This is a genomic window from Paenibacillus sp. Z6-24, from assembly GCF_054161335.1.
In genome coordinates, this window is the sequence record NZ_CP096398.1 from 4,773,474 (window position 1) to 4,792,242 (window position 18,769).

The 18,769-nt window shown below is 48.6% G+C and carries 14 protein-coding genes and 1 pseudogene; 6 read left to right on the forward strand and 9 right to left on the reverse strand.

Annotated elements, in window-relative coordinates; all coding sequences use genetic code 11:
* Window positions 1-37: 37 nt before the first annotated feature.
* Window positions 38-979 (forward strand): annotated as a pseudogene (locus M1D61_RS20650) (IS30 family transposase).
* Window positions 980-1,015: 36 nt separating this feature from the next.
* Here M1D61_RS20650 and M1D61_RS20655 read toward each other — a convergent pair.
* Genes M1D61_RS20655 through M1D61_RS20665 form a run of 3 tightly spaced genes read right to left on the reverse strand, consistent with a single transcriptional unit; the run spans window position 1,016 to window position 7,274 of the window.
* Window positions 1,016-2,353: a lanthionine synthetase C family protein gene (locus M1D61_RS20655; RefSeq protein ID WP_458120431.1), complete on the reverse strand. Its 1,338-nt coding sequence runs from the start codon at window positions 2,351-2,353 to the stop codon at window positions 1,016-1,018.
* Window positions 2,335-4,173: an ABC transporter ATP-binding protein gene (locus M1D61_RS20660; protein ID WP_458120432.1), complete on the reverse strand. Its 1,839-nt coding sequence runs from the start codon at window positions 4,171-4,173 to the stop codon at window positions 2,335-2,337. The genes M1D61_RS20655 and M1D61_RS20660 overlap by 19 nt, the downstream gene beginning before the upstream one ends.
* Complete coding sequence (locus M1D61_RS20665) at window positions 4,164-7,274, reverse strand: lantibiotic dehydratase (protein WP_458120433.1); 3,111 nt, start codon at window positions 7,272-7,274, stop codon at window positions 4,164-4,166. Before M1D61_RS20665 ends, M1D61_RS20660 begins: the two co-directional genes overlap by 10 nt.
* Window positions 7,275-7,445: 171 nt before the next feature.
* On the opposite strand from M1D61_RS20665, the gene M1D61_RS20670 reads away from it, so the two are divergent.
* The 3 genes from M1D61_RS20670 (at window position 7,446) to M1D61_RS20680 (ending at window position 9,032) form a co-directional block, all read left to right on the forward strand.
* A complete protein-coding gene (locus tag M1D61_RS20670; protein WP_052723674.1) occupies window positions 7,446-7,955 on the forward strand; it encodes an antibiotic biosynthesis monooxygenase family protein in 510 nt (169 codons plus the stop codon).
* A gap of 257 nt (window positions 7,956-8,212) precedes the next feature.
* Window positions 8,213-8,560, forward strand: coding sequence for a TM2 domain-containing protein (locus M1D61_RS20675; RefSeq protein WP_458120434.1), 348 nt, complete (start codon window positions 8,213-8,215; stop codon window positions 8,558-8,560).
* Window positions 8,561-8,567: 7 nt separating this feature from the next.
* Window positions 8,568-9,032 (forward strand): TM2 domain-containing protein, encoded by a 465-nt coding sequence (locus M1D61_RS20680; protein WP_458120435.1) that lies wholly within the window; start codon window positions 8,568-8,570, stop codon window positions 9,030-9,032.
* A 172-nt stretch (window positions 9,033-9,204) separates the two neighbouring features.
* Here M1D61_RS20680 and M1D61_RS20685 read toward each other — a convergent pair whose 3' ends face one another.
* The 3 genes from M1D61_RS20685 to M1D61_RS20695 are packed head-to-tail and all read right to left on the reverse strand — an operon-like array spanning window position 9,205 to window position 13,695.
* Window positions 9,205-11,013: an ABC transporter ATP-binding protein gene (locus M1D61_RS20685; protein ID WP_458122576.1), complete on the reverse strand. Its 1,809-nt coding sequence runs from the start codon at window positions 11,011-11,013 to the stop codon at window positions 9,205-9,207.
* A 28-nt stretch (window positions 11,014-11,041) separates the two neighbouring features.
* Window positions 11,042-12,958 (reverse strand): ABC transporter ATP-binding protein, encoded by a 1,917-nt coding sequence (locus M1D61_RS20690; RefSeq protein WP_458120436.1) that lies wholly within the window; start codon window positions 12,956-12,958, stop codon window positions 11,042-11,044.
* A gap of 35 nt (window positions 12,959-12,993) precedes the next feature.
* Window positions 12,994-13,695 carry an FHA domain-containing protein gene (locus M1D61_RS20695; RefSeq protein ID WP_458120437.1) on the reverse strand — a complete coding sequence of 234 codons (702 nt, stop codon included), beginning with the start codon at window positions 13,693-13,695 and terminating at the stop codon, window positions 12,994-12,996.
* A 227-nt stretch (window positions 13,696-13,922) separates the two neighbouring features.
* On the opposite strand from M1D61_RS20695, the gene M1D61_RS20700 reads away from it, so the two are divergent.
* Window positions 13,923-14,150 (forward strand): hypothetical protein, encoded by a 228-nt coding sequence (locus tag M1D61_RS20700; protein WP_458120438.1) that lies wholly within the window; start codon window positions 13,923-13,925, stop codon window positions 14,148-14,150.
* A gap of 190 nt (window positions 14,151-14,340) precedes the next feature.
* Here M1D61_RS20700 and M1D61_RS20705 read toward each other — a convergent pair whose 3' ends face one another.
* Window positions 14,341-14,586: a DUF6953 family protein gene (locus M1D61_RS20705; RefSeq protein ID WP_458120439.1), complete on the reverse strand. Its 246-nt coding sequence runs from the start codon at window positions 14,584-14,586 to the stop codon at window positions 14,341-14,343.
* A gap of 176 nt (window positions 14,587-14,762) precedes the next feature.
* Between M1D61_RS20705 and M1D61_RS20710 the strand changes: the two genes are divergently transcribed.
* A complete protein-coding gene (locus M1D61_RS20710) occupies window positions 14,763-15,209 on the forward strand; it encodes a DUF6376 family protein (RefSeq protein ID WP_046213836.1) in 447 nt (148 codons plus the stop codon).
* Between the two features lie 390 nt (window positions 15,210-15,599).
* Here M1D61_RS20710 and M1D61_RS20715 read toward each other — a convergent pair whose 3' ends face one another.
* Both M1D61_RS20715 and M1D61_RS20720 read right to left on the reverse strand, forming a co-directional pair.
* Complete coding sequence (locus M1D61_RS20715; protein ID WP_458120440.1) at window positions 15,600-15,935, reverse strand: DUF4870 domain-containing protein; 336 nt, start codon at window positions 15,933-15,935, stop codon at window positions 15,600-15,602.
* A 323-nt stretch (window positions 15,936-16,258) separates the two neighbouring features.
* Complete coding sequence (locus M1D61_RS20720; protein WP_458122577.1) at window positions 16,259-18,685, reverse strand: LamG-like jellyroll fold domain-containing protein; 2,427 nt, start codon at window positions 18,683-18,685, stop codon at window positions 16,259-16,261.
* Between the last annotated feature and the right edge of the window lie 84 nt (window positions 18,686-18,769).

An 18,769-nucleotide genomic window follows, 5' to 3' on the forward strand; every position in this document is an offset into this window, starting at 1 on the left:
GAAGTTACCACACCACCTTCTACAAGGAGAATCCATCATGAGCTACACTATCGAACGCAGCAAACTAGAACTCTTGCATAGTCAGGGAGCCGGAATCCGAGCGATTGGCCAGGTGCTGGGCCGGTCAGCGGGAACTGTCAGCCGAGAATTTAAACGTAATGGATCGTCTGGGCGGTACGACGCGCAAGAAGCTCAGCAGGCCTATGCTTACCAAAGAGAGGCTTCGAAACCAAACGGCAAATGGAATCCGAAATTAGCGAGCGAGATCGAATCTGACCTCAAGAGAACCCATTCCCCGAACAAATCACAAGCAGCCGTAAAGCCAAGGAATTTCCTACGATAGCCTTTAAAACGCTCTACAACTGGCTCTACTCGAGCCGGTTAAACCAAGGGAAACTCCAGGTTCTTCGGCACAAAGGCAAGCGCCGAAAACCGCCAGAGAAGCGCGGCTGTTCTACGCTCGGCCCTTCGATTCAGCAGCGTCCGAAAGAAATTCACAGCCGAGAAACGTTCGGACATTGGGAACTGGATACTGTCGTTTTCAGTCGTGGCAAAAGTAAAGCTTGCGTCGCAAGCTTTGTTGAACGGAAAACTCGATTTTATCAGGCGATTAAGATGCCGAACCGAACAGCGATATCGATGGAGATCGCCTTCGGCGTATTGGCTGCGCAATATCCAAAAGCGGCGATTCAAACGGCAACCGTAGACCGGGCAAAGAATTGGCCTGCCATGCCGTGCTCAAGCAGCTCCATGGTGTGGAGGTTTACTTTGCCGATTCGTATTCTTCCTGGCAGCGAGGTTCCAACAAGAATGCGAACGGATGGCTTCGAGAGTTTTTCCCAAAGGCCATGATTTTGCCAAAGTGTCCGACGCGGAGCTTCAGCACGCGCTTCACGTGATTAACAACCGGCCTCGCAACTGTTTAGGCTGGAAGTCGACACACGAATCGTTTCAAAACGAACTGTTGCATTTGGATTGACAATTCGTCGATTATTAATTAAATCAACTGCAAAACCTATAATAAAAAGGCTTGTTGCCATGGCGTGCGGCTTCCCAATAGCAAGTGTAGTAAGGTAAGTGCCGTTCCGACTGTCCCATCCAACAAACCTGTATATTGGACAGCCGTCAGCCCTCGACCTTCAAAATGCTCATGATTGCAAAAACCAAATACATACTCTGTTTGATCATAATCCATAATAATGGAACGAAGTTTGAGCAGCTCGTTCTCAAATTGTTTCTCACCCGAAAGCTGCTGCAGGCGGCTGGCAATCTGTGCAATACCTGCATATCCGTGACAAAAAGTAGGTGAATAAATATGATGCACCTGCTGGAGTGTCTGGCTGAATGTATCCAGTGCCAAGCTTTTCCACTCTTGCACTTCCAGTACCTCGCCCGCATAAAAGAGTGCCAGACATACGCCAGGGTTTCCATAACACCAGGCATCCCGTCTAAAATTATTCTCTTTTCCAGCGGCTCCATGTCTGTATTCCTCCATACTGATGCAACCTTTCCAGAACAAACGGTCTTGCTCATCTCGGCTGGAAAAACAAATCAGGAAGGAAGCCATCTCTCTGATCGCTTCCAATTGTCCGGGCTGGCGAATACCTTGTTGCCAGGCTTTACATAGTATAATTAGCGGCCCAGGGATACCATGAGATAGTCCAAGATTAAAGTTTCCTTCCGGATAGTTCTGGCTCTCCTGATCCGTAAACTGATATTCAGATGGAATATGCCAGCCCGGCACCATAATTCCATGATATTCCTGCTCTCTGGTAAGTTCGATCAGATAATTTAATACTTTATCGATCAGAGGACGCATTTTCTCCTCCTTATGAAACAACAACAGATAACTGGCAATACCACTTAATCCTTCTATCACGTCGTAATCTCCACTGCGGGCTTTGCGCTGCTGGCAGTTTTTTATCATGTCCGGTATATGTGCCCATAAATAATCGTTAATCCGATCAATAAATTTTCGATACAGTTCTCCGTTCAGGGATAGACATACCGCTGCCATACCTATCCCTGCTGCACCCGAGAACAGCGAAGGCGTACGAATACCATTCTCGGCAATATCTTTTACCAGAATGGATAAATACTGATGTCCTGTATGATCCCAGCCTTCATCGGGAAAATGGACATGCAGTTCTGCATAAAGCATACAGAGGCCCGGAATACCATGACTGAGTGTAGTGGCAGACCATGGACGTATTCGTTCCCCATTGAGTTGCAAGTCATTATGCGGATCGGTTACGATCTGCAGGAGTCTGTCATATTCTCTCATGTTAAGCGCAATTTGTTTGATCCGATCTACGATAGGCATGCCGGTTCCGGTCACTGTACCTGTTTCCATTCCATGTCTCCTCCCGTATCAATTTCATAATTTTCTGATTCATACATCTGTCGATATACAGGGCAGTTTTGCAACAAGTCTTCATGGATTCCTTCCCCTACAATCCGTCCCTTATCCATAACAATAATGCGGTGTGCCTGCTGAGCAGCTACAAGTCTATGGGAAATAAAAATACCGATTTTCTGCCTGGATAGTCGGAAAAAGGTATCAAATGTTTCTTTCTCGGCAATGGGATCCAGAGCTGCACTCGGCTCATCGAGAATATACACAGAAGCATCCCGGAAATATGTTCTGGCCAAAGCCAGTTTTTGCCACTGGCCCCCGGACAACTGCCGTCCTTCATCAAACCACAGTCCAAGCTGCATATTCAGGTTATAGCTGCTATCTTCTTTCAAGAACTGAGCTTGCATCCGATCCAAAATCCGGGTCATTTTTTCTTTTTCTTGTATTTGATCAACCTGTCCGAATCCTACATTCTCCTGAAGAGTCATTTCATACTTCATATAATCCTGAAAAAGTACAGCCAGCTGCCTGCTATATTCTTCCGGATGCATCTGCATCAATGAACGGCCATTTATCAGAATCTCTCCGTCCTGAAGTCGATATAATCCTGCCAGCAATTTAATAAGCGTACTCTTACCTGAACCGTTGGGACCTACAATAGCTACACGTTCGCCTGCCCGGAAAGAAAGGCTTATTCCTTCCAGAGAGTATCTGTCGCTGCCTAGATACATAAAGCTTACTTCTTTGATATCGATTGATATAATCGGGCCCTGCTCGTTTGCCGTGATTGCTCCCACAGGTATTTTCTCTTCACGGTACTCTAAGAACTCAAACAGCTGATTCATATATAGATTACTATTATAAATGGAATAAATATGATTCATAATTGTCTGTGAATTGCTTTGCACCATACCGACCGACCGAATACAGCTAAGCACATTACCTACCATGATACGGCCTGTATAAGCGGACATAATGGCCAGCAAAATAACCGCTGCACCCACAATCTGTACTACTAATTCATACATTAGATTAAATGTAGTCTTCCGGCGCAGAACAGCTGTATCCTGAGCCAGAAATTTTTTTTTGATATTCAGATAGTGTTCCAAAATATATCCTTTCAACCCGTATAACTTGACTTCCTTAAAAGAAAAATCATGCGTCAGAATATAATTCAGATACCATGCACGCCGCTCTTCGCCAGTGCGTTTCCATTGGATAAAAAATTCCTGCTGTCCGATTCTTAAAAAGTAAATCAGCGAAAGGATCGGAACAATCAGCAGCAGTACCGAGATCATCCAGTTCCAGGTCATCAAAAATACAATCGCCGATATCAGCGTAACCGTTGCAGTAATCATGCCGATGAACGACTGGAAGATCTGAAAAGGCTTGTAGGAAATCTCACGGGTAATCCTTTCCAGTCGGTCGTACACTTCCGGGTTTTCAAAATCTTCCAATGCCAGCTTGCCACTCTTCTCCATAATGAGATAATTGAGCTTGTATCCCATACTGAACTGGAAACGGGTATTATAAAAATCGGCTATAAGCGAGAGCATTTCAGCGACGAGCGTCACAAAAATATATACTCCAAACAGAATCAGTACCGATTGAAGTCCTCCCTGGATATGAACTAGTGAGTTGATCAGCTCCTGAGATATATACATCGTAGCAATCGGTGTTACCCCTGCAATTAGACTCAATAATGTAATCACTGTAAAAAGCTTGCCTTCCAATCGAAATACAAGCTGCAAAGTACGAGGCATCTGACGCAGCGTCCAAACCAGATCACGTAGACGAAACTTTTCTTTTACTTCCATAACCGGCTCCCTTCCCTGCTTCGACTATGCAGGGCATATAGTGTATGAGCGGCCAATGTCATAATGCGATGTTCCAACTCACGATTAGTTCCCAGCAGTCGGTTACAGTGCAGATGAACCACACTGCCTATAATCTCATCTGGTTCCGCTGTCAGTTGTGGCTGTTGTTTTAATGTTTGCATATATTCAGCTGCTGCTTTACTTCGTAATTCCAATTGTTGCAGCAACAGTTCGCCCTCCGGCTGCTCCCGCAGCCCGGCCCAATGATCGGTGCAATCACATAGCCGGATATACTGTTCGGATTGCTGCTTGAATTCCTGTCGATATTCATTGTTGGATATATTCTGATATTCCATCAACTTCAGCTGCTGCTCTGTATTCAATCCAAGCTGCTGCAGCAAACGGATGACAGATATCATTGCTATCAATTCCATATCCAGCTCGATCTGCTTCATACGCTTTCCACGTAAGATAGCTTCTACAGCTGCACTATCTGCGCCAAACAACCGCTCTGCCGCTTCCATCGGAGCAATCCCTCCATAACGTTCCACTTCACGATCATAGGAGGCTATGATATATTCCGAGATTAATCCTTGCTTCCTTAATCCCTTCAACCAGTACAATATATGCGGCATGGCAATCAACAATGCAGAAGAATCAGCGTGAAACCGTAGCCGAATATGCGGCTTAGGATCCATGTAACGCATGTAGAAATGACTCAACTGAAATTTTTCCGCCATTTGGCTGCAAAAATCAGGAAACTCCAAAGCAATGAGTTCTTCCTCTCTGGACTGTTTGCCGTACAGTTTGATGTACAGCCAGTCATCAAAAGGCATCTTCAAACGCTGCTGTTCCAAATCTGCACTGTAATGACGCTTATCTATCAGCCATTCGGCTTCGTTTTCGACACGAACCAAGGGAACTACAATTTCTGCTGCATAAGTTTGCCCATTTTGGTCGGTTATTGCAGGCTGACCCTCTTCCAGTGCAACCAGCTGCAGTGTATTTTCTCCTGCCTTTCTCAATTCGGCAAACAGGATACGCAGCGAGCGTTCATCTTCTGTATTTATCATTAGTCGATGATCTGAATTAGCTATATAAAAGGATATTGGCAGATTATATTTCACGCGGAACGCTTCAAATTTATGCAGAAATGGTTCCCACATCAGCTCTTCTGAATGAAAAAAGTCATCCAGACCAATCTGCCATTGTTGGCCTGACAAAATAATGCCTTCATATTGGATTTCCGGAATGTATTTGAATCCTTTATACACATCTGTCCAGGGAAAGTAGCTCCAGCTTCGACGGCGGCTTTCTTCCATCTCCTGCAGAAAACGAATTGCATTACTGGACATCAGGGGATTCAGCATATTATTTGCACCGAAAATAAGAATTTCTCCGGTCTGGCGATGTCTTGCATAGAAGCGGTCCTGATGTACTCCAATCCATACATCCTCAATGGCCACCTGGTCGGTGCTGCACCGGGAACTGTTTGTGAACAAAGCCATCTCTTTATTCCGAAAACTATGATTTCGTGTAACGTTACCAGAACGAAGCTGATTGGGAACAAAACTCAATTCACATAGCTGTCCGGTATTATTGCGTATTCTTATTTCCTGCTCATAAATGCGATATAGAATATCGTTAATCTCATCGGATAAATGGGAGAATCGGCCAAAAGTTTTACCCGCATGTCTTGAACCTACATTGGGCCCCAAGTAGATTAACGGTTGACCATTTTTCAACCGCAGCAGAAAGTTAAGTTCCAGTGATACTGGAATCTGTTCGGCGGCAGGCTGCTCACCTATATACTTTACTAATTCCTTTTTGGTCAATTGAATAGGATGATTGTTTTGAACAGCACCTACATATTTCAGCAGCAAAAAGTTCTTTAATGCTGCTGAGCAGGATCCATCTGCTGGTGCAGGCTCGTAATAATCATTGGCTGGATGGGTATAGGAGAAAGGCGCCCCGATCCCAGAGCTTGTATCCAGCATTTCAATGAGTGGAATTTCGCGATTCACTCCATATTTCTCAATAAATTTGTTTCGGTAATCTTCCATATAGCCTCGCCGTCCCTCTACCGGAGCTGCGATCGAAGTCAGCATGGAAGCAAGATCCACCATATGCTCAGCAATTTGGTCATTCAGAGTTAATTTTGACTCCGCGATCCCTGCATCTATCTGCAGAGGTGTACCCGACGTATGTACAGATTCCATCAGCTTAAATAGTTCAAGATAAGATTTTTCGCCTGTTCCTGGTGTCATCCGATTGTATTCTTGAATTTTCTGCTCAATCTTTTTCAATTGATCACAGGTTTGCGGTTCAATCCGGCATAATTCCATCTGCCGGATGACATAGGCAAATTGATCAGGATCAGTCAACGGCGGTCTCAAATTGGATATTAAAAAGCCTTGGCGAAATATGACCTTCATGTACTGCCGGATTCGCTGCTCTGTTGTCTCTGGATAATGCTCCAGCAGAAGCCGGATCACCTGCATAAAATGAACAGGGGCTTGGCAATATTTGTAGATCAGCTGAAAAGCAGGCGTAGCCCGAATCTGAATTTCTTCAGACTCTCCATCTGTGCTATAGAGCAGATAAGCTCGATCCCCTTTGATATAACATGCAGGATTCAGCTTAATCGACAGCTGTTCCATGTGCTCATCTTCCAGCCGGTAGATCAGCTGAAATAACCATTCCAGATCTACTCTGGCCTTTTTATAAATGGAATCCCTATTGTATCTCCACTCATTATGTTGGCTGAATACTCCCTTTCCTACAGCGGTAAATAAGCCAAACGGAGTTGTACGATGTGTTCGTCGTCCAGCATACTTCATCATGGCGTTGATGAAGTTGCGCTTCTTTTTGCCGGTTATTTTATCGGGATACTGCAAATACGTATCCATCGTATGATACAGCGTCTTGCTGGCAATCAGGATTTGTTCCCGGAACAGTGGGTCCTGGCACCAGCCCCGAAGCTGCTCTTCCTGCTCTTCTATCGTTCCAAAAGAAAGTGTTCCTTTATTGGCAGAACTTTCACTTAACGGGATTCGCACCATATAATCGCCGGTATGCTGAAAAAGTGGTTTCATCTGCATGACCTCGCTTTGTTTTATTTCAATAGTCAGTGGTCCGGTTAGCCTGTATAATCGCCGGGTATGTAGATAACAGACTTGTTTTACAGTGATCTGTACAGGTGGTATCTATGCTACATTGGAATTATCAAGTTTTTATCAGGATTCAGTCATTAACTGTGGAAGGGTGATTCGATGTACATTTATCTAAGCTCGCGCAATATTCATGATCAATTCCCTGAGGCTGCCCATCTGCCGAATGCGGTGGAGATGCACCATAATGGCGAGACCCGCTATGTAATGGAGATTGACGAGATTCTGCCTGTTGATATTCCTTCTGAAAATACATTCCGCTATGAAATACTCGACAGCAGCGGCATTATTGGCGGCGGTTATGCCGTGCTCAACAATATCCCGGTGACCGCTGACGGACGTTCCGCTTTTGAAGCACGCTTTATGAATCGGGCACGTAAAGTGGAGGACGAACCGGGCTTTGTCGGCATTCGTGTGCTGCGGCCGCTGGATGATGATACGTATGTGATTTTGACGCTCTGGGATGCAGAGGAGAACTTTACTGCCTGGCAGGAATCGCAGGCCTACAGTCACGCCCATCGCAAACGGAATACCGAAGAAGGCATTGATGTACAGCAGCCTTCCATTTTCCCAAGACCTTCGTTTGTGAAGACATATGTAATCGAGAATTAACTCAATACTGAACCTACCTGCCAGAATCCGCAGAAGTATTGCTTTTGGATTCTGGTTTTTTTACGTCCATATAAATGAATAACGCCTCTGTTTCAGCGGTCAGACAAATATATATAGGTTGATTTTTACAAATTGGTTGTAACCTGATTCCAGCTCATCCCGTAGAAGATGGTAGATTATATTTCATATTGTTGTTAAAATATCATTGTTATTGGAAGGCGCTACTACATTTAGAAATCGAGGGGTTAGGTATGGGAATGAGTTATAACATGCAGCGCAAAAGTCAGTTGGACGCACGCGAACTGATGCTGCTCGAATCGGAAGTAAAAACGTACGGCAAAAACATGGTTGTTGCCTATGTACTGTGGTACTTCCTTGGTATTTTTGGAGGTCACCGTTTCTACATGGGTAAAATCGGAACAGCGGTAACACAGTTGATTTTGTCATTAACAGGTGTAGGTATGATCGTAACGGGCGTATGGTGGGTTGTGGATGCATTCTTGCTGCATACCTGGGTAAAAGAACGTAATGCTTATGTAGAAAGCAATATCATCGATCAGATTCTAATTCAAAAGCCAATCGCACCGCCAAGTTACAACTACTGATTCCGATATGCTGACAAGATACGAACTATCACCACAGGAACTGATGCTGCTCAACTCGGAATTACGGCCCAGAGAGAAATCTCTGGCATTATCCTACCTGATGCTAATTGGCGGACATCTGGGGGTACACCGTTTTTATCTGAGACGCACAGTCAGTGCAATTATCCAGCTCGTTTTATTCTTACTGGCCATGGCTGCTTATTTCGGCCTTGTCTTTACCGCAGAGTTCAATAACGATGCAAGTGGGCTGTTTCTTGGTCTGACACTGCTAACCGGTTTTCCTTTGTTTGTCTGGATTGTGATTGATCTGTTCCTCATTCCGCGTATGGTACGCGACTGGAATCAGCGAGCGGAACATGATGTACTCCAGCAGATCGAGTGGCTGAGACAGAATCCTCCACCAGCACGTGAACCTATGGCTTCTCCTGCATCGGCTGTACAGCCTGCAGGATACCAGCCGCCGCAGTCTTAAGAATTGGCCACGATAGCAATAAGATCTGCAACGTACACATATAGAACATACCAAAAAGAACGCTCTGTCGATGACAGGGCGTTCTTTTATTTATATGGATCAAACGACTACAATTACAGCATTACAGCTACAGGCATAATCGTGAGCATGCAGCGTCCTTCAATTCAGCAGGTCAGGAAGAGACCTTCAGCTGGCTGTGGAACAGGTCGCTGTAGAATCCGCCCTGCTCCAACAGCTGCTCGTGGGAACCCTTTTCCATAATCTGTCCGTCACGCAGGACAAGAATCTGGTCGGCCGAACGGATCGTGTTCAGGCGGTGGGCAATGACAAAGCTCGTCCGGCCTTCCATCAGGCGCTGCAGCCCCTCCTGAATCCGGATCTCGGTGACGGTATCGATACTGCTCGTGGCTTCATCAAGAACCAGGATCGCCGGGTCCGCGAGCATGGCGCGCGCAATCGTCAGCAGCTGGCGCTGTCCCTGACTGATGCCGCCGCCATCACGGCCCAGATGATGCTGGTAGCCATCCGGCAGACGACGGATAAAGCTGTCCGCATTGGCCATCACCGCCGCCTGCTTCACCTCTTGATCTGTCGCTTCCAGCCGTCCATAACGGATATTATCCATAATCGTGCCTTCGAACAGAAAGGAATCCTGCAGCACAAAGGCCATATGTTCACGCAGACTCGCCCGTCGCAGCTGCTTGATATCCTGTCCATCGACTGTAATAATACCTTCATCCGCATCGTAAAAACGCGAAATCAGCTGAATCAGTGTTGTCTTGCCGGCCCCGGTCGGTCCGACGAGTGCGATCATCTCACCCGGCTCTGCCCGAAATGAAATATGCTGCAGCGTATTGCGTCCTTCTCCGGCATCATAGCCAAAGGACACATCGCGGAACTCCACTTCTCCGCGGATCTGCTTCACTTCAACCGCCCGCTGCTCATCGGCTTCTTCCACATCTTCATCCATAATCTCGAATACCCGCTCGGCTCCGGCAATTGCAGACAGCAGCGTATTCCACTGGTTCGCCAGATCATTCAGCGGACGGGTGAATTGACGGGCATATTCCACGAAAATGACGATCACCCCAACTGTAATCGCGCCGCGAATCGCCAGCAGTCCGCCTGCGCCTGCGATCAGGGCAAAGCTCAGATTATTAAGCCCGTTCATCAGCTTGGGAATAAATCCCGAGATCGTCTGCGCCCAGAATCCGGAGAATCGTATCTTGTCATTTCGCTCGCCAAACTCGCTAACGACCCGCTGCTCCTGGGCAAATGCCTTGATAATCTTCTCCCCGGACAGCGTCTCCTCAATATAACCGTTCAGCTCCCCCAGATTGCGCTGCCGTTCCCGGAACAGCGGACCGGTGCGCCGGGTAATCCAGCGCATCCCCAGTGCCATCAGCGGCACGACGATAAAGGTCAGCAGAGTCAGAAGTGGACTCAGCCACAGCATTACTCCCAGCGTCCCGATCAGCGTCAGCACACTGGAGAAAATCTGGATCGCCGAGCTGTTCAGTGTGGAGCTGACATTCTCGATATCATTGGTGACCCGGCTCATCAGCTCCCCCTGCTGCCTTTTCCCGAAGAACGGAATCGGCAGCCGGTGCAAATGCGAGAACAGATCCGACCGCATCCGGTAGACCGTCTCCTGGGCAATCTCGATCATCCATACGTTCTGGAGCCAGGAGGTAAGCGAGTTGAGAAGGTAGACAACTGCCAAGCCGACGAGGAACCAGATCCACTGCCTGCCTGCATTTTGTTCCAGAAAATCATCAATCGCTATGCCGACCAGATATGGTCCAAGCAGGGTTAATGCCGAAGTCAGCAGTACCATGAACAGCACGAGAAACAGCTTGGCCCGGCGATGGGACAGATAGCTCCAGATGCGTGCGAGCGTGCCTTTCCAGTCTTTGGCCCGCCGCTTTTTGCCTGCTGCGGGAGTACGCTGGGGAGTATCCCCCGGCTCCTCGGCCGCCACTGCCGGTGGTCTGGGGATACGAAAAGGATCAGTGAATGCTTTCCACACGGCCGGGTTCCTCCTCTCCAAATTGGGATGCATAGATTTTGCGGTACAGCTCCGACTCCTGCAGCAACTGTTCATGATTGCCCTGGGCAATCAGCTGTCCGTCACCAAGCAGCAGTACTTTATCTGCCCGAATCGTCGAGCTGATCTTCTGGGTGATCAGAATGGTCGTGCAGGACAGACTGCTGATACTCTCCAGCAGCATCGATTCCGTGCGTACATCGAGCGCACTCGTACTGTCATCCAGCAGCAGAATCTGCGGGCGGCGTACCAGGGCTCTGGCGATAGAGAGACGCTGCTTCTGTCCGCCGGACAGATTCACGCCCCGCTGACCAAGCAGCGTATCATATCCATTCGGCAGCTTGGCGATCGTCTCATGAATCTGGGCCATCCGCGCCGCCGCTTCAATCTCTTCCATGCTGGCATGCTCGGAGCCCCAGGCGATATTGTCACGAATCGTGCCGCTGAACAGTACAATCTCCTGCGGTACATAGCCGATCATGCCGCGCAGCTGCTCATCACTCATTGCCCGAATATCTTGTTCCTGCAAATAAATATGCCCACTGTTCGCTTCATACAATCGCAGGATCAGCTGTACGAGCGAGGATTTGCCCGAACCGGTGGCCCCCATGATTGCAGTCATGCGTCCGGATCTCGCAGTAAAGGAAATATCCGTCAGAATTGGCGTATCCACACCCGGATATTTAAAGGAGACCTGACTAAATACAATCCCCCGCTGCTGTTCTGGCACTGGATAATCGTTCACATGAAGAGCGGGACCGGGCGCAGCAGCATCTTTATTTTCAGTGATGATTCTATCCTGCTGTCCTGTTGCTGCAGCTCCGTTATGCTGTAATACGCTGACATCCTGCCCTGATGCAGCATCTTTATGATTATTATGACTGACCGCAGTCGATGCATCGGAGGAAGATGCTGTTAGCCGGCTGCTCACTTCTTTCTCCGATGCGTTCATCACTTCCTCCATCCGCTCTGCCGACGCTCGCGCTCTGGAAAAGGAAGCCACGATCATCGAGAACGCGGATAATGCTCCCATCGTACGCATCGAGTAATTGATAATTGCTACCACTTCACCGACCGAAGCACTGCCGGACATGATGTCACGATGTCCAAACCACAGCACCGCGATAATGCTGGCATTCATAATAAACAGGATAAACGGCATGGTCGTCTCCGTCAGCCGCAGCGCAGCTACCGTATCGGTCATCAGCTCACCGCTATGCTGCTCAAACCGCTTCCGCTCATGATGTTTGCGTACGAACACACGGATCAACCGCATACCGGTCAGATTTTCCTGCATTACATTGTTGACCTTGTCCAGACGCCGCTGTACGAGCTGGAATCTGACGGCAGCCCGCTTCATTACCGCGATAACGAACAATAGCAGCACCGGGATACCCACCACCAGCAGCAGACCGAGCTTCACATTGACGATCAGTGCCATCACGCTGCTGCCGACGACCAGCAGCGGCATCCGCAGCATAAAGCGCAGACCCATGAACAGCATATCCTGCAAAATGGTCACATCATTGGTCAGACGGGTGATCAGCGACGACGAAGAGAACCGGCTGAACAACGCATACGAGAAGGACTGTACCTTTTTATAAAGCGCTTCCCGAAGATCATAACCGAGTCCCTGACTCGCATACGAGGCATAGAAGGAGCTGAAGATCCCGGCGATAAAAGCAATAATCGTGCCTCCCACCAGGATGCCGCCCCACAGCAGTACCGTAGACGCATCCTTCTGGCTGACACCATCATCAATAATTTTGGAGATGAGAAAGGGCTGCAGCAGTTCCAGCGCCAGCTCGATGAACATCATGAGCAGCGCCAGCACAGCGGCAACCCGGTACTTTTTGAGAAAGGCAAACATAAGCGACATGTGCATCCCCCTTGTGACAGATATACCCTACAGCATCAGGATGGAGATACGGTGTCGATCTCTTCATTCTGGGACTGCTTCTTCATATATACCCCTTTTTTGTATACTGACTTGATAACAAAGTGCTCACCGAGCTTTTTATTCGTCCGATAAATGAGTGAGTTCACTTCGTCCACCCCCACCAGCTCGGCATCTTCCACGCACCGCTCCGGCCAGACTTCACGTACAATCTGCTCCCGGGTCACAAAGTGATCGAGGCAGTTATACAGCATCTTGAACAGCTGATACTCCTTTTTGGACAGGGTAATGCTGTCGCCGCCCACCTGAATATTTTGCAAATAATCATTCAGCCGGATCTCATGCTCCAGCAGATCGCTGATCCGGTATTCACGCGTCTCTTCAAAGTCGACGCCGCGCTCCAGACGCAGACCGACCAGACCGTTAACCAGAGTCAGCTGGTCTCCGTCCGCAACAGGATACTTCCGGTAAGGCTGCAGGCGCTGGCCGTTCAGCTCGGTGCCGTTCTTGCTGCCCAGATCTTCGATGTATACTTCATTGTGCTGACGGGTAATCCGGCAGTGCTGCTTGGATACCAGCTGGTTATATAGCGGCAGATCCAGCCGGGTCGTACCGGTATGCCTGCCGATCATTATTTCTTTTTGACTTTCCACATAAACAAACGAACCATGGCCTTCCTGGCCGGCTGTGTCGACAATCAATTTAATCATGTCCGGCATGTTAATCTCTCACTTTCGGGTATTTTGCCAAAGCATTTCTTCCTTCAGATGATCGCAGAGACAGTGACAATTTCATCAGATTCATTTCATTGTTTGCTTGCCGTGTGGCTTATATAGTGTATAGAAGAGAGACTGCGCATCACAATCATGGTCAGAACCATCGGCCAACTTTCTTTTCATTATACTATACAATTTGTGGAATATATTTCAAAGTGGAGACTGTAAACATGAAACCGAGACAAATACTTATCTATGGACTGCTTTCTTTTCTGATTGCCAGCAGCATGGCGCTGTATGTATATCTGGATCACAGGCTCGTTCCTCAGGATGGCGGTGCAGGCAGCGGTGTACAGCAGCTGCATATTCAGGACCTGGACGATCTGCACCAGCTGATGATGGACAAATCCGATCCGTCTGCGGAAGTATCCCGTCAATCGCTGCTGTTGCGCAATTAATAGACATTTAGACATAACGATTTCCCGGAAGGCTGCAGCCTGCTTGCTGGGCAAGATGCATTTCATACATTCACTGCATTCAAGCTTATTATAAAAAAGCGCCTGCTTCATGCAGACGCTTTTTGCTGTACCTGATGCCGCAGTTCCGGCAGCTATTGTTTATTTCCGGATACAAGGAGAACTGACTCCCTTATGTCCATGCCCAGAAAAATCCGTCACGATCCCAGGCAACCCGGCCGCCGTGGGATTTGCGGAATGCTTTTTTGATTTCCTTGTCCAGTGAAATATTGCCGCTCTCGCTGGTGAACAGGTACTGCTCCCCATATTCGGCGCGTACATGGGCAATGGCATCCTCCTGCTTTAACATGCCCTGCTGGCGAATCTGGTCGACCATCCACTGTGCGATCTGCTGCTCTGTTGTTATTGTAGGTTCCATACGGTCTTCCTTTCCGTGCTAATTGCTTAGCGATATGCTGTCATTCAAATGTGTAACCTATACGATACAGCCGGTTCAGCTTGCTTCCGGCGGGATAGCGGTGCACGATTTTGTGAAACCATAGGTTCTCCCTAACAGTAGTATACTGTAACCATCCGAAAAGGAGTGCATTCCCCATGAAAAAATATATTTTGCCCATGCTGCTGCTCGTCGGATTACTGTCCGGCTGTTCGGCACTGGATCAGGTCAATCAGTCCGTGAACTATGTAAGCGAGGTAACCGCATATATTAATGATACTTCCCAGCTGTCCCAGCAGCTGCCCGATCTGGCCCAGCAAGCGATCACCAACCCGGATGCCCGCCAGACGCTGATCCAGGAGTTGCAAAATGCCCAATCCCAGATCAGCCAGTTCCAGAACCTGGAGGTACCCGGATTTGCACAGGAACTGCATCAGCAGCTGTCCGGCTACACCGATACACTCAGCACGGAAGTGAACGGTCTGATCGATCAGGCCCAGGCCGGCAAGCTGACTCCCGAGACGCTGAACAACTCCCCTATTTTCCAGACGATCGACCAGATCACCGGACTGCTCAACCAGTTCCAGCAGCTGGGTAATAATTAACCATAATTGATCAACCGGAAGTGACCCGTCATACGATATGGGGACCTAATACAGAGCAGGATACGCTGGATTACGTGGAATCGATACTGCGTGAACAGCAGTAGGAATTCCGTGAGGGAACATCCAGGCAGCGTTCATTGTAAGAGATCTTTTTCTACCTTATAGCCAGTAGGATTCTAATCGCACCGTATAGATTCCCAGGGATATACAAGCCCTCAAAAGAAACGCTAAAAGCTTCTCTATCCGTTCATACGGACAGAGAAGCTTTTTATTGGCTTGGTATTCCATTATGCTCAAAAATGACACGCATCTGAACAACATTCCCAGACTGCAAATCCGTGTCCCCTTTACAAAAAGGTTGGGGTTCGCCAATCAGGCGTTCTCTTCAATTTACTTGATCAGCTGAACATTACCAAACAGCGGCAGCGGCTTGCGCTGTCCGTTCGCTGCATTGATAATGCCGATGATCATAAAGGCAAGAATCGCAAGGGAAACAAAAGGATACAATAGTCCTCCGATAATTGGAATGATCTGCACTACGACCTGGGCGGCTACGGCCACGATAAACAGAACAAGCCCCTGATTGGCATGATACATCGCGAATGATGAATTACGCGCTGCCAGCAGCGGGACGAAGAACAGAATATACGCCAGAATCGCCATTACTTTGTTGGCTTGTACATCGTTCGGATCTTCCTGTGGATACGGATCTTGAAAATTGGACATGGACATTACCTCTCTAATCGTTATATTGTCAGTTCATGATTAGCGGCAGGTATGTGAGATTGGACGTGCTGTTATGTAGTTTGCCGTATCTTGAAATTCAACCAGATTATAACACTGCCGGATAGGTTTGAGTAGGCAGAATTATACATATATGAATATTGTACATGCTGCAGTATATAACCTGGCCAAAAAGCCAAAGAGCTGTCCCTTAACATACGGGATAGCTCTTTGGCTTTTTATCTCTTTTATTATTTTGTTTTTTACTACCCATTTCAGTCTATTGCCTTTGTGCACTGTATTGCACAGCACTATGCTGGATGAATTTACTTCGCCAGTCCGGCGATTTCGTCTGCGCTCAGTGCCTTGTTGTAGATATGCACATCGTCGAGGCTGCCTTTCAGATAGGCATCTGCAGCGAAGCGGCTTTTGCCCAGATAGGCTTCACGGGTCATCAGGTTCTTCGGATTGAAGGTTATCTTGTCATTACTGCCGGCCAGCTGTCCATTCAGGTACAATTTGCCGGTATCGCCCGCGAGAGTCACTGCGACATGTACCCACTTGCCCTGCGGCAGGGTCGAGCCGGTCACGATGCTCTGGTCGATATTATTCTGGTGGATCGTGAACTGCATTCCTGTTCCCTGTGACGGCGTCAGGAACATGAAGCTGTTCATACCATTCCCAAAGTCCATAATCCGCTGCCAGGCTGCGCCGCCATCCCATTTAATCCAGGTGGCAAAGGTAAAGTCTTCGCCATCTGTCACGGTTCCCGGCAGCTGTACATAATCATCCTGGCCATCCAGCGTAATCATGCCGCCTGTGCCGTACACATTCCGGGTCACGCCGTTCATCAGCGTACCGTCATAGTGATTGTAGGTGCTGTCGATCACGGTCGTACCGGAATTCTCATCGAACTTGTAGTGGCTCAGCAGCGGACCGCGTCCCTGCTCCAGCACCGTCACTTTGAAATTTTTGTTCTTTTTAGAGCCGCCTTTGGTGATCGTCGCGATCAGGGTTACCTTGGCATTGCCTTCTCCGGCTGCCGGGCGGGTGACCTGTCCGGTATTGGATATAATATCCGGCTTGGTCGAACGCCAGCTGATCTGTGAACCGCGCGTTCCTTGCAGCGGCAGATCCAGATTATAAAAGACGGCACTCGTATCGCCCAGGCTCAGATCTTCATCCACCCCGGAGACGATCTGCTTGTCTTTGAGCACTTCACGCTGGCTGCCCCATACCCCTACACCCGAGGAAGAGAGAGCAGTCAGTGTCAGCACCGTTTTGCCGGTATCCGCATTGGTCTCATGCAGGAATACGCCGGTATACTTCACACCATTAACCGTGAAAATGCCGGTATTCTTGTCCTGCAGCTCCCAGGTTCCGCTGATATCGCCGGTAATGGTGCCGTCTGCATTCAGCTGGGCGGAGACGGAATGGTGAATGTCTGCGCTGATATTTTTATCCTGTGTGATCCACTGGTAGCTGCCGGCAATCTCGCTTTTGCTGACCGCAGCGAGCGGCTGTTGTTCACCGGCATAGCGATATGGAGCGACGACCGGCCAACCGTCTTTGTTCATGAACATCTCATGGGTACGCACTTCATGCGTTTCACCGCGTCCCGGGAAGCGGGAATGGAAGATGAGGAAATAACGTCCGGTCTCTTCATCGTAATATGCCGAGTTATGGCCCGGTGATACGGCGCCCGCTCCGGTGCCTTCGCCAGGATCGCCGATCTCGCGGTTGAACTGGTAGTTGCCGATAATTTTGACACCATAAGGCTCGATGGAATCGTCATCGAACAGCGGCTTGGTCGGATCTGCCTTGACGTTGGTCATATTGTTGCCTGCGGCATCGTAGAAAGGTCCATCCGGCGTCTTGGAGCGAACGACGCGCAGATTATAACCGCCAGTCGCGTCCAGACCGCCAAAGGACAGGTACATGTAGTAATAATCCGTATCCGGGCTGTACATCATGTACGCGCCTTCAATTCGGCTGTGATTGCCGCCGATCAGCTTTTTGCCATAGCCCTGTCCAGGCAGCGGTTTGCCGGTAGCCGGGTCCATCTGCATGACGAAGATGCCGCCCGAGTATGATCCGTATACCATCCACAGCTTGCCGTTTTTATCCAGGAACACATCGGGATCTACCGCATTCGGATGAATCTGTGCATTATAGATGGTGCCATCCTCGCTCTTCTGATCCCACATGCCGGATTTCAGGAAAATGCCTTTGTCCTTGTAGGGACCTTCGATGCTGTCCGCTACTGCAATACCCATGGCAGAGCGCGGGGAGTCCCCTTTGCAGGCGTTGTAGTACATATAGAATTTGCCGTCAGCCAGCTGGATCACGTCTGCCGCCCAGAGTGTATCCGATTGGGCCCAGTCCAGCGCCTCGCGCAGTTCGGTCGTTACGTTTGGGATCAGCGGATTGCCGTCGGCTACTCCGGAAGAGATCATGTCCCAGTTCATCAGATCTTTGGATTTGGCAGAAGCCAGATGAGATCCGAATATGTAGAAGGTATCGCCGACTTTGATCACGGATGGATCATGTACGGAAGCTTCCTTGTACGTTGGCACTGCTGTACGGCTGGCCTGGAGCGAGTTCATCTGCTGCTGGATGTAATCGGTGGACATTACCTGCACCGGCGCCTTGGGCTGATCCGATCCGGCTGCGGAGACGCTCCCCGGTAATAATAACGCTGTTCCCAATGCGAGCAGGCTGGTTTTTTGCCATAACAGTTTTTTTGATTTCATCATTTTCTTCCTCTCTGTATATGAATAAAGTGATACAGGGATCGATGGTTGGGTAACCAGCATCCACTACATCATTAATGAATA

Bases quoted from the DNA above. Each gene is read 5' to 3' on its own strand.
- M1D61_RS20655 (WP_458120431.1), bottom strand. From the start codon at position 2,353: ATGGAAACAGGTACAGTGACCGGAACCGGCATGCCTATCGTAGATCGG.
- M1D61_RS20660 (WP_458120432.1), bottom strand. From the start codon at position 4,173: ATGGAAGTAAAAGAAAAGTTTCGTCTACGTGATCTGGTTTGGACGCTG.
- M1D61_RS20665 (WP_458120433.1), bottom strand. From the start codon at position 7,274: ATGCAGATGAAACCACTTTTTCAGCATACCGGCGATTATATGGTGCGA.
- M1D61_RS20670 (WP_052723674.1), top strand. From the start codon at position 7,446: ATGTACATTTATCTAAGCTCGCGCAATATTCATGATCAATTCCCTGAG.
- M1D61_RS20675 (WP_458120434.1), top strand. From the start codon at position 8,213: ATGAGTTATAACATGCAGCGCAAAAGTCAGTTGGACGCACGCGAACTG.
- M1D61_RS20680 (WP_458120435.1), top strand. From the start codon at position 8,568: ATGCTGACAAGATACGAACTATCACCACAGGAACTGATGCTGCTCAAC.
- M1D61_RS20690 (WP_458120436.1), bottom strand. From the start codon at position 12,958: ATGTCGCTTATGTTTGCCTTTCTCAAAAAGTACCGGGTTGCCGCTGTG.
- M1D61_RS20695 (WP_458120437.1), bottom strand. From the start codon at position 13,695: ATGCCGGACATGATTAAATTGATTGTCGACACAGCCGGCCAGGAAGGC.
- M1D61_RS20700 (WP_458120438.1), top strand. From the start codon at position 13,923: ATGAAACCGAGACAAATACTTATCTATGGACTGCTTTCTTTTCTGATT.
- M1D61_RS20705 (WP_458120439.1), bottom strand. From the start codon at position 14,586: ATGGAACCTACAATAACAACAGAGCAGCAGATCGCACAGTGGATGGTC.
- M1D61_RS20710 (WP_046213836.1), top strand. From the start codon at position 14,763: ATGAAAAAATATATTTTGCCCATGCTGCTGCTCGTCGGATTACTGTCC.
- M1D61_RS20715 (WP_458120440.1), bottom strand. From the start codon at position 15,935: ATGTCCAATTTTCAAGATCCGTATCCACAGGAAGATCCGAACGATGTA.
- M1D61_RS20720 (WP_458122577.1), bottom strand. From the start codon at position 18,685: ATGAAATCAAAAAAACTGTTATGGCAAAAAACCAGCCTGCTCGCATTG.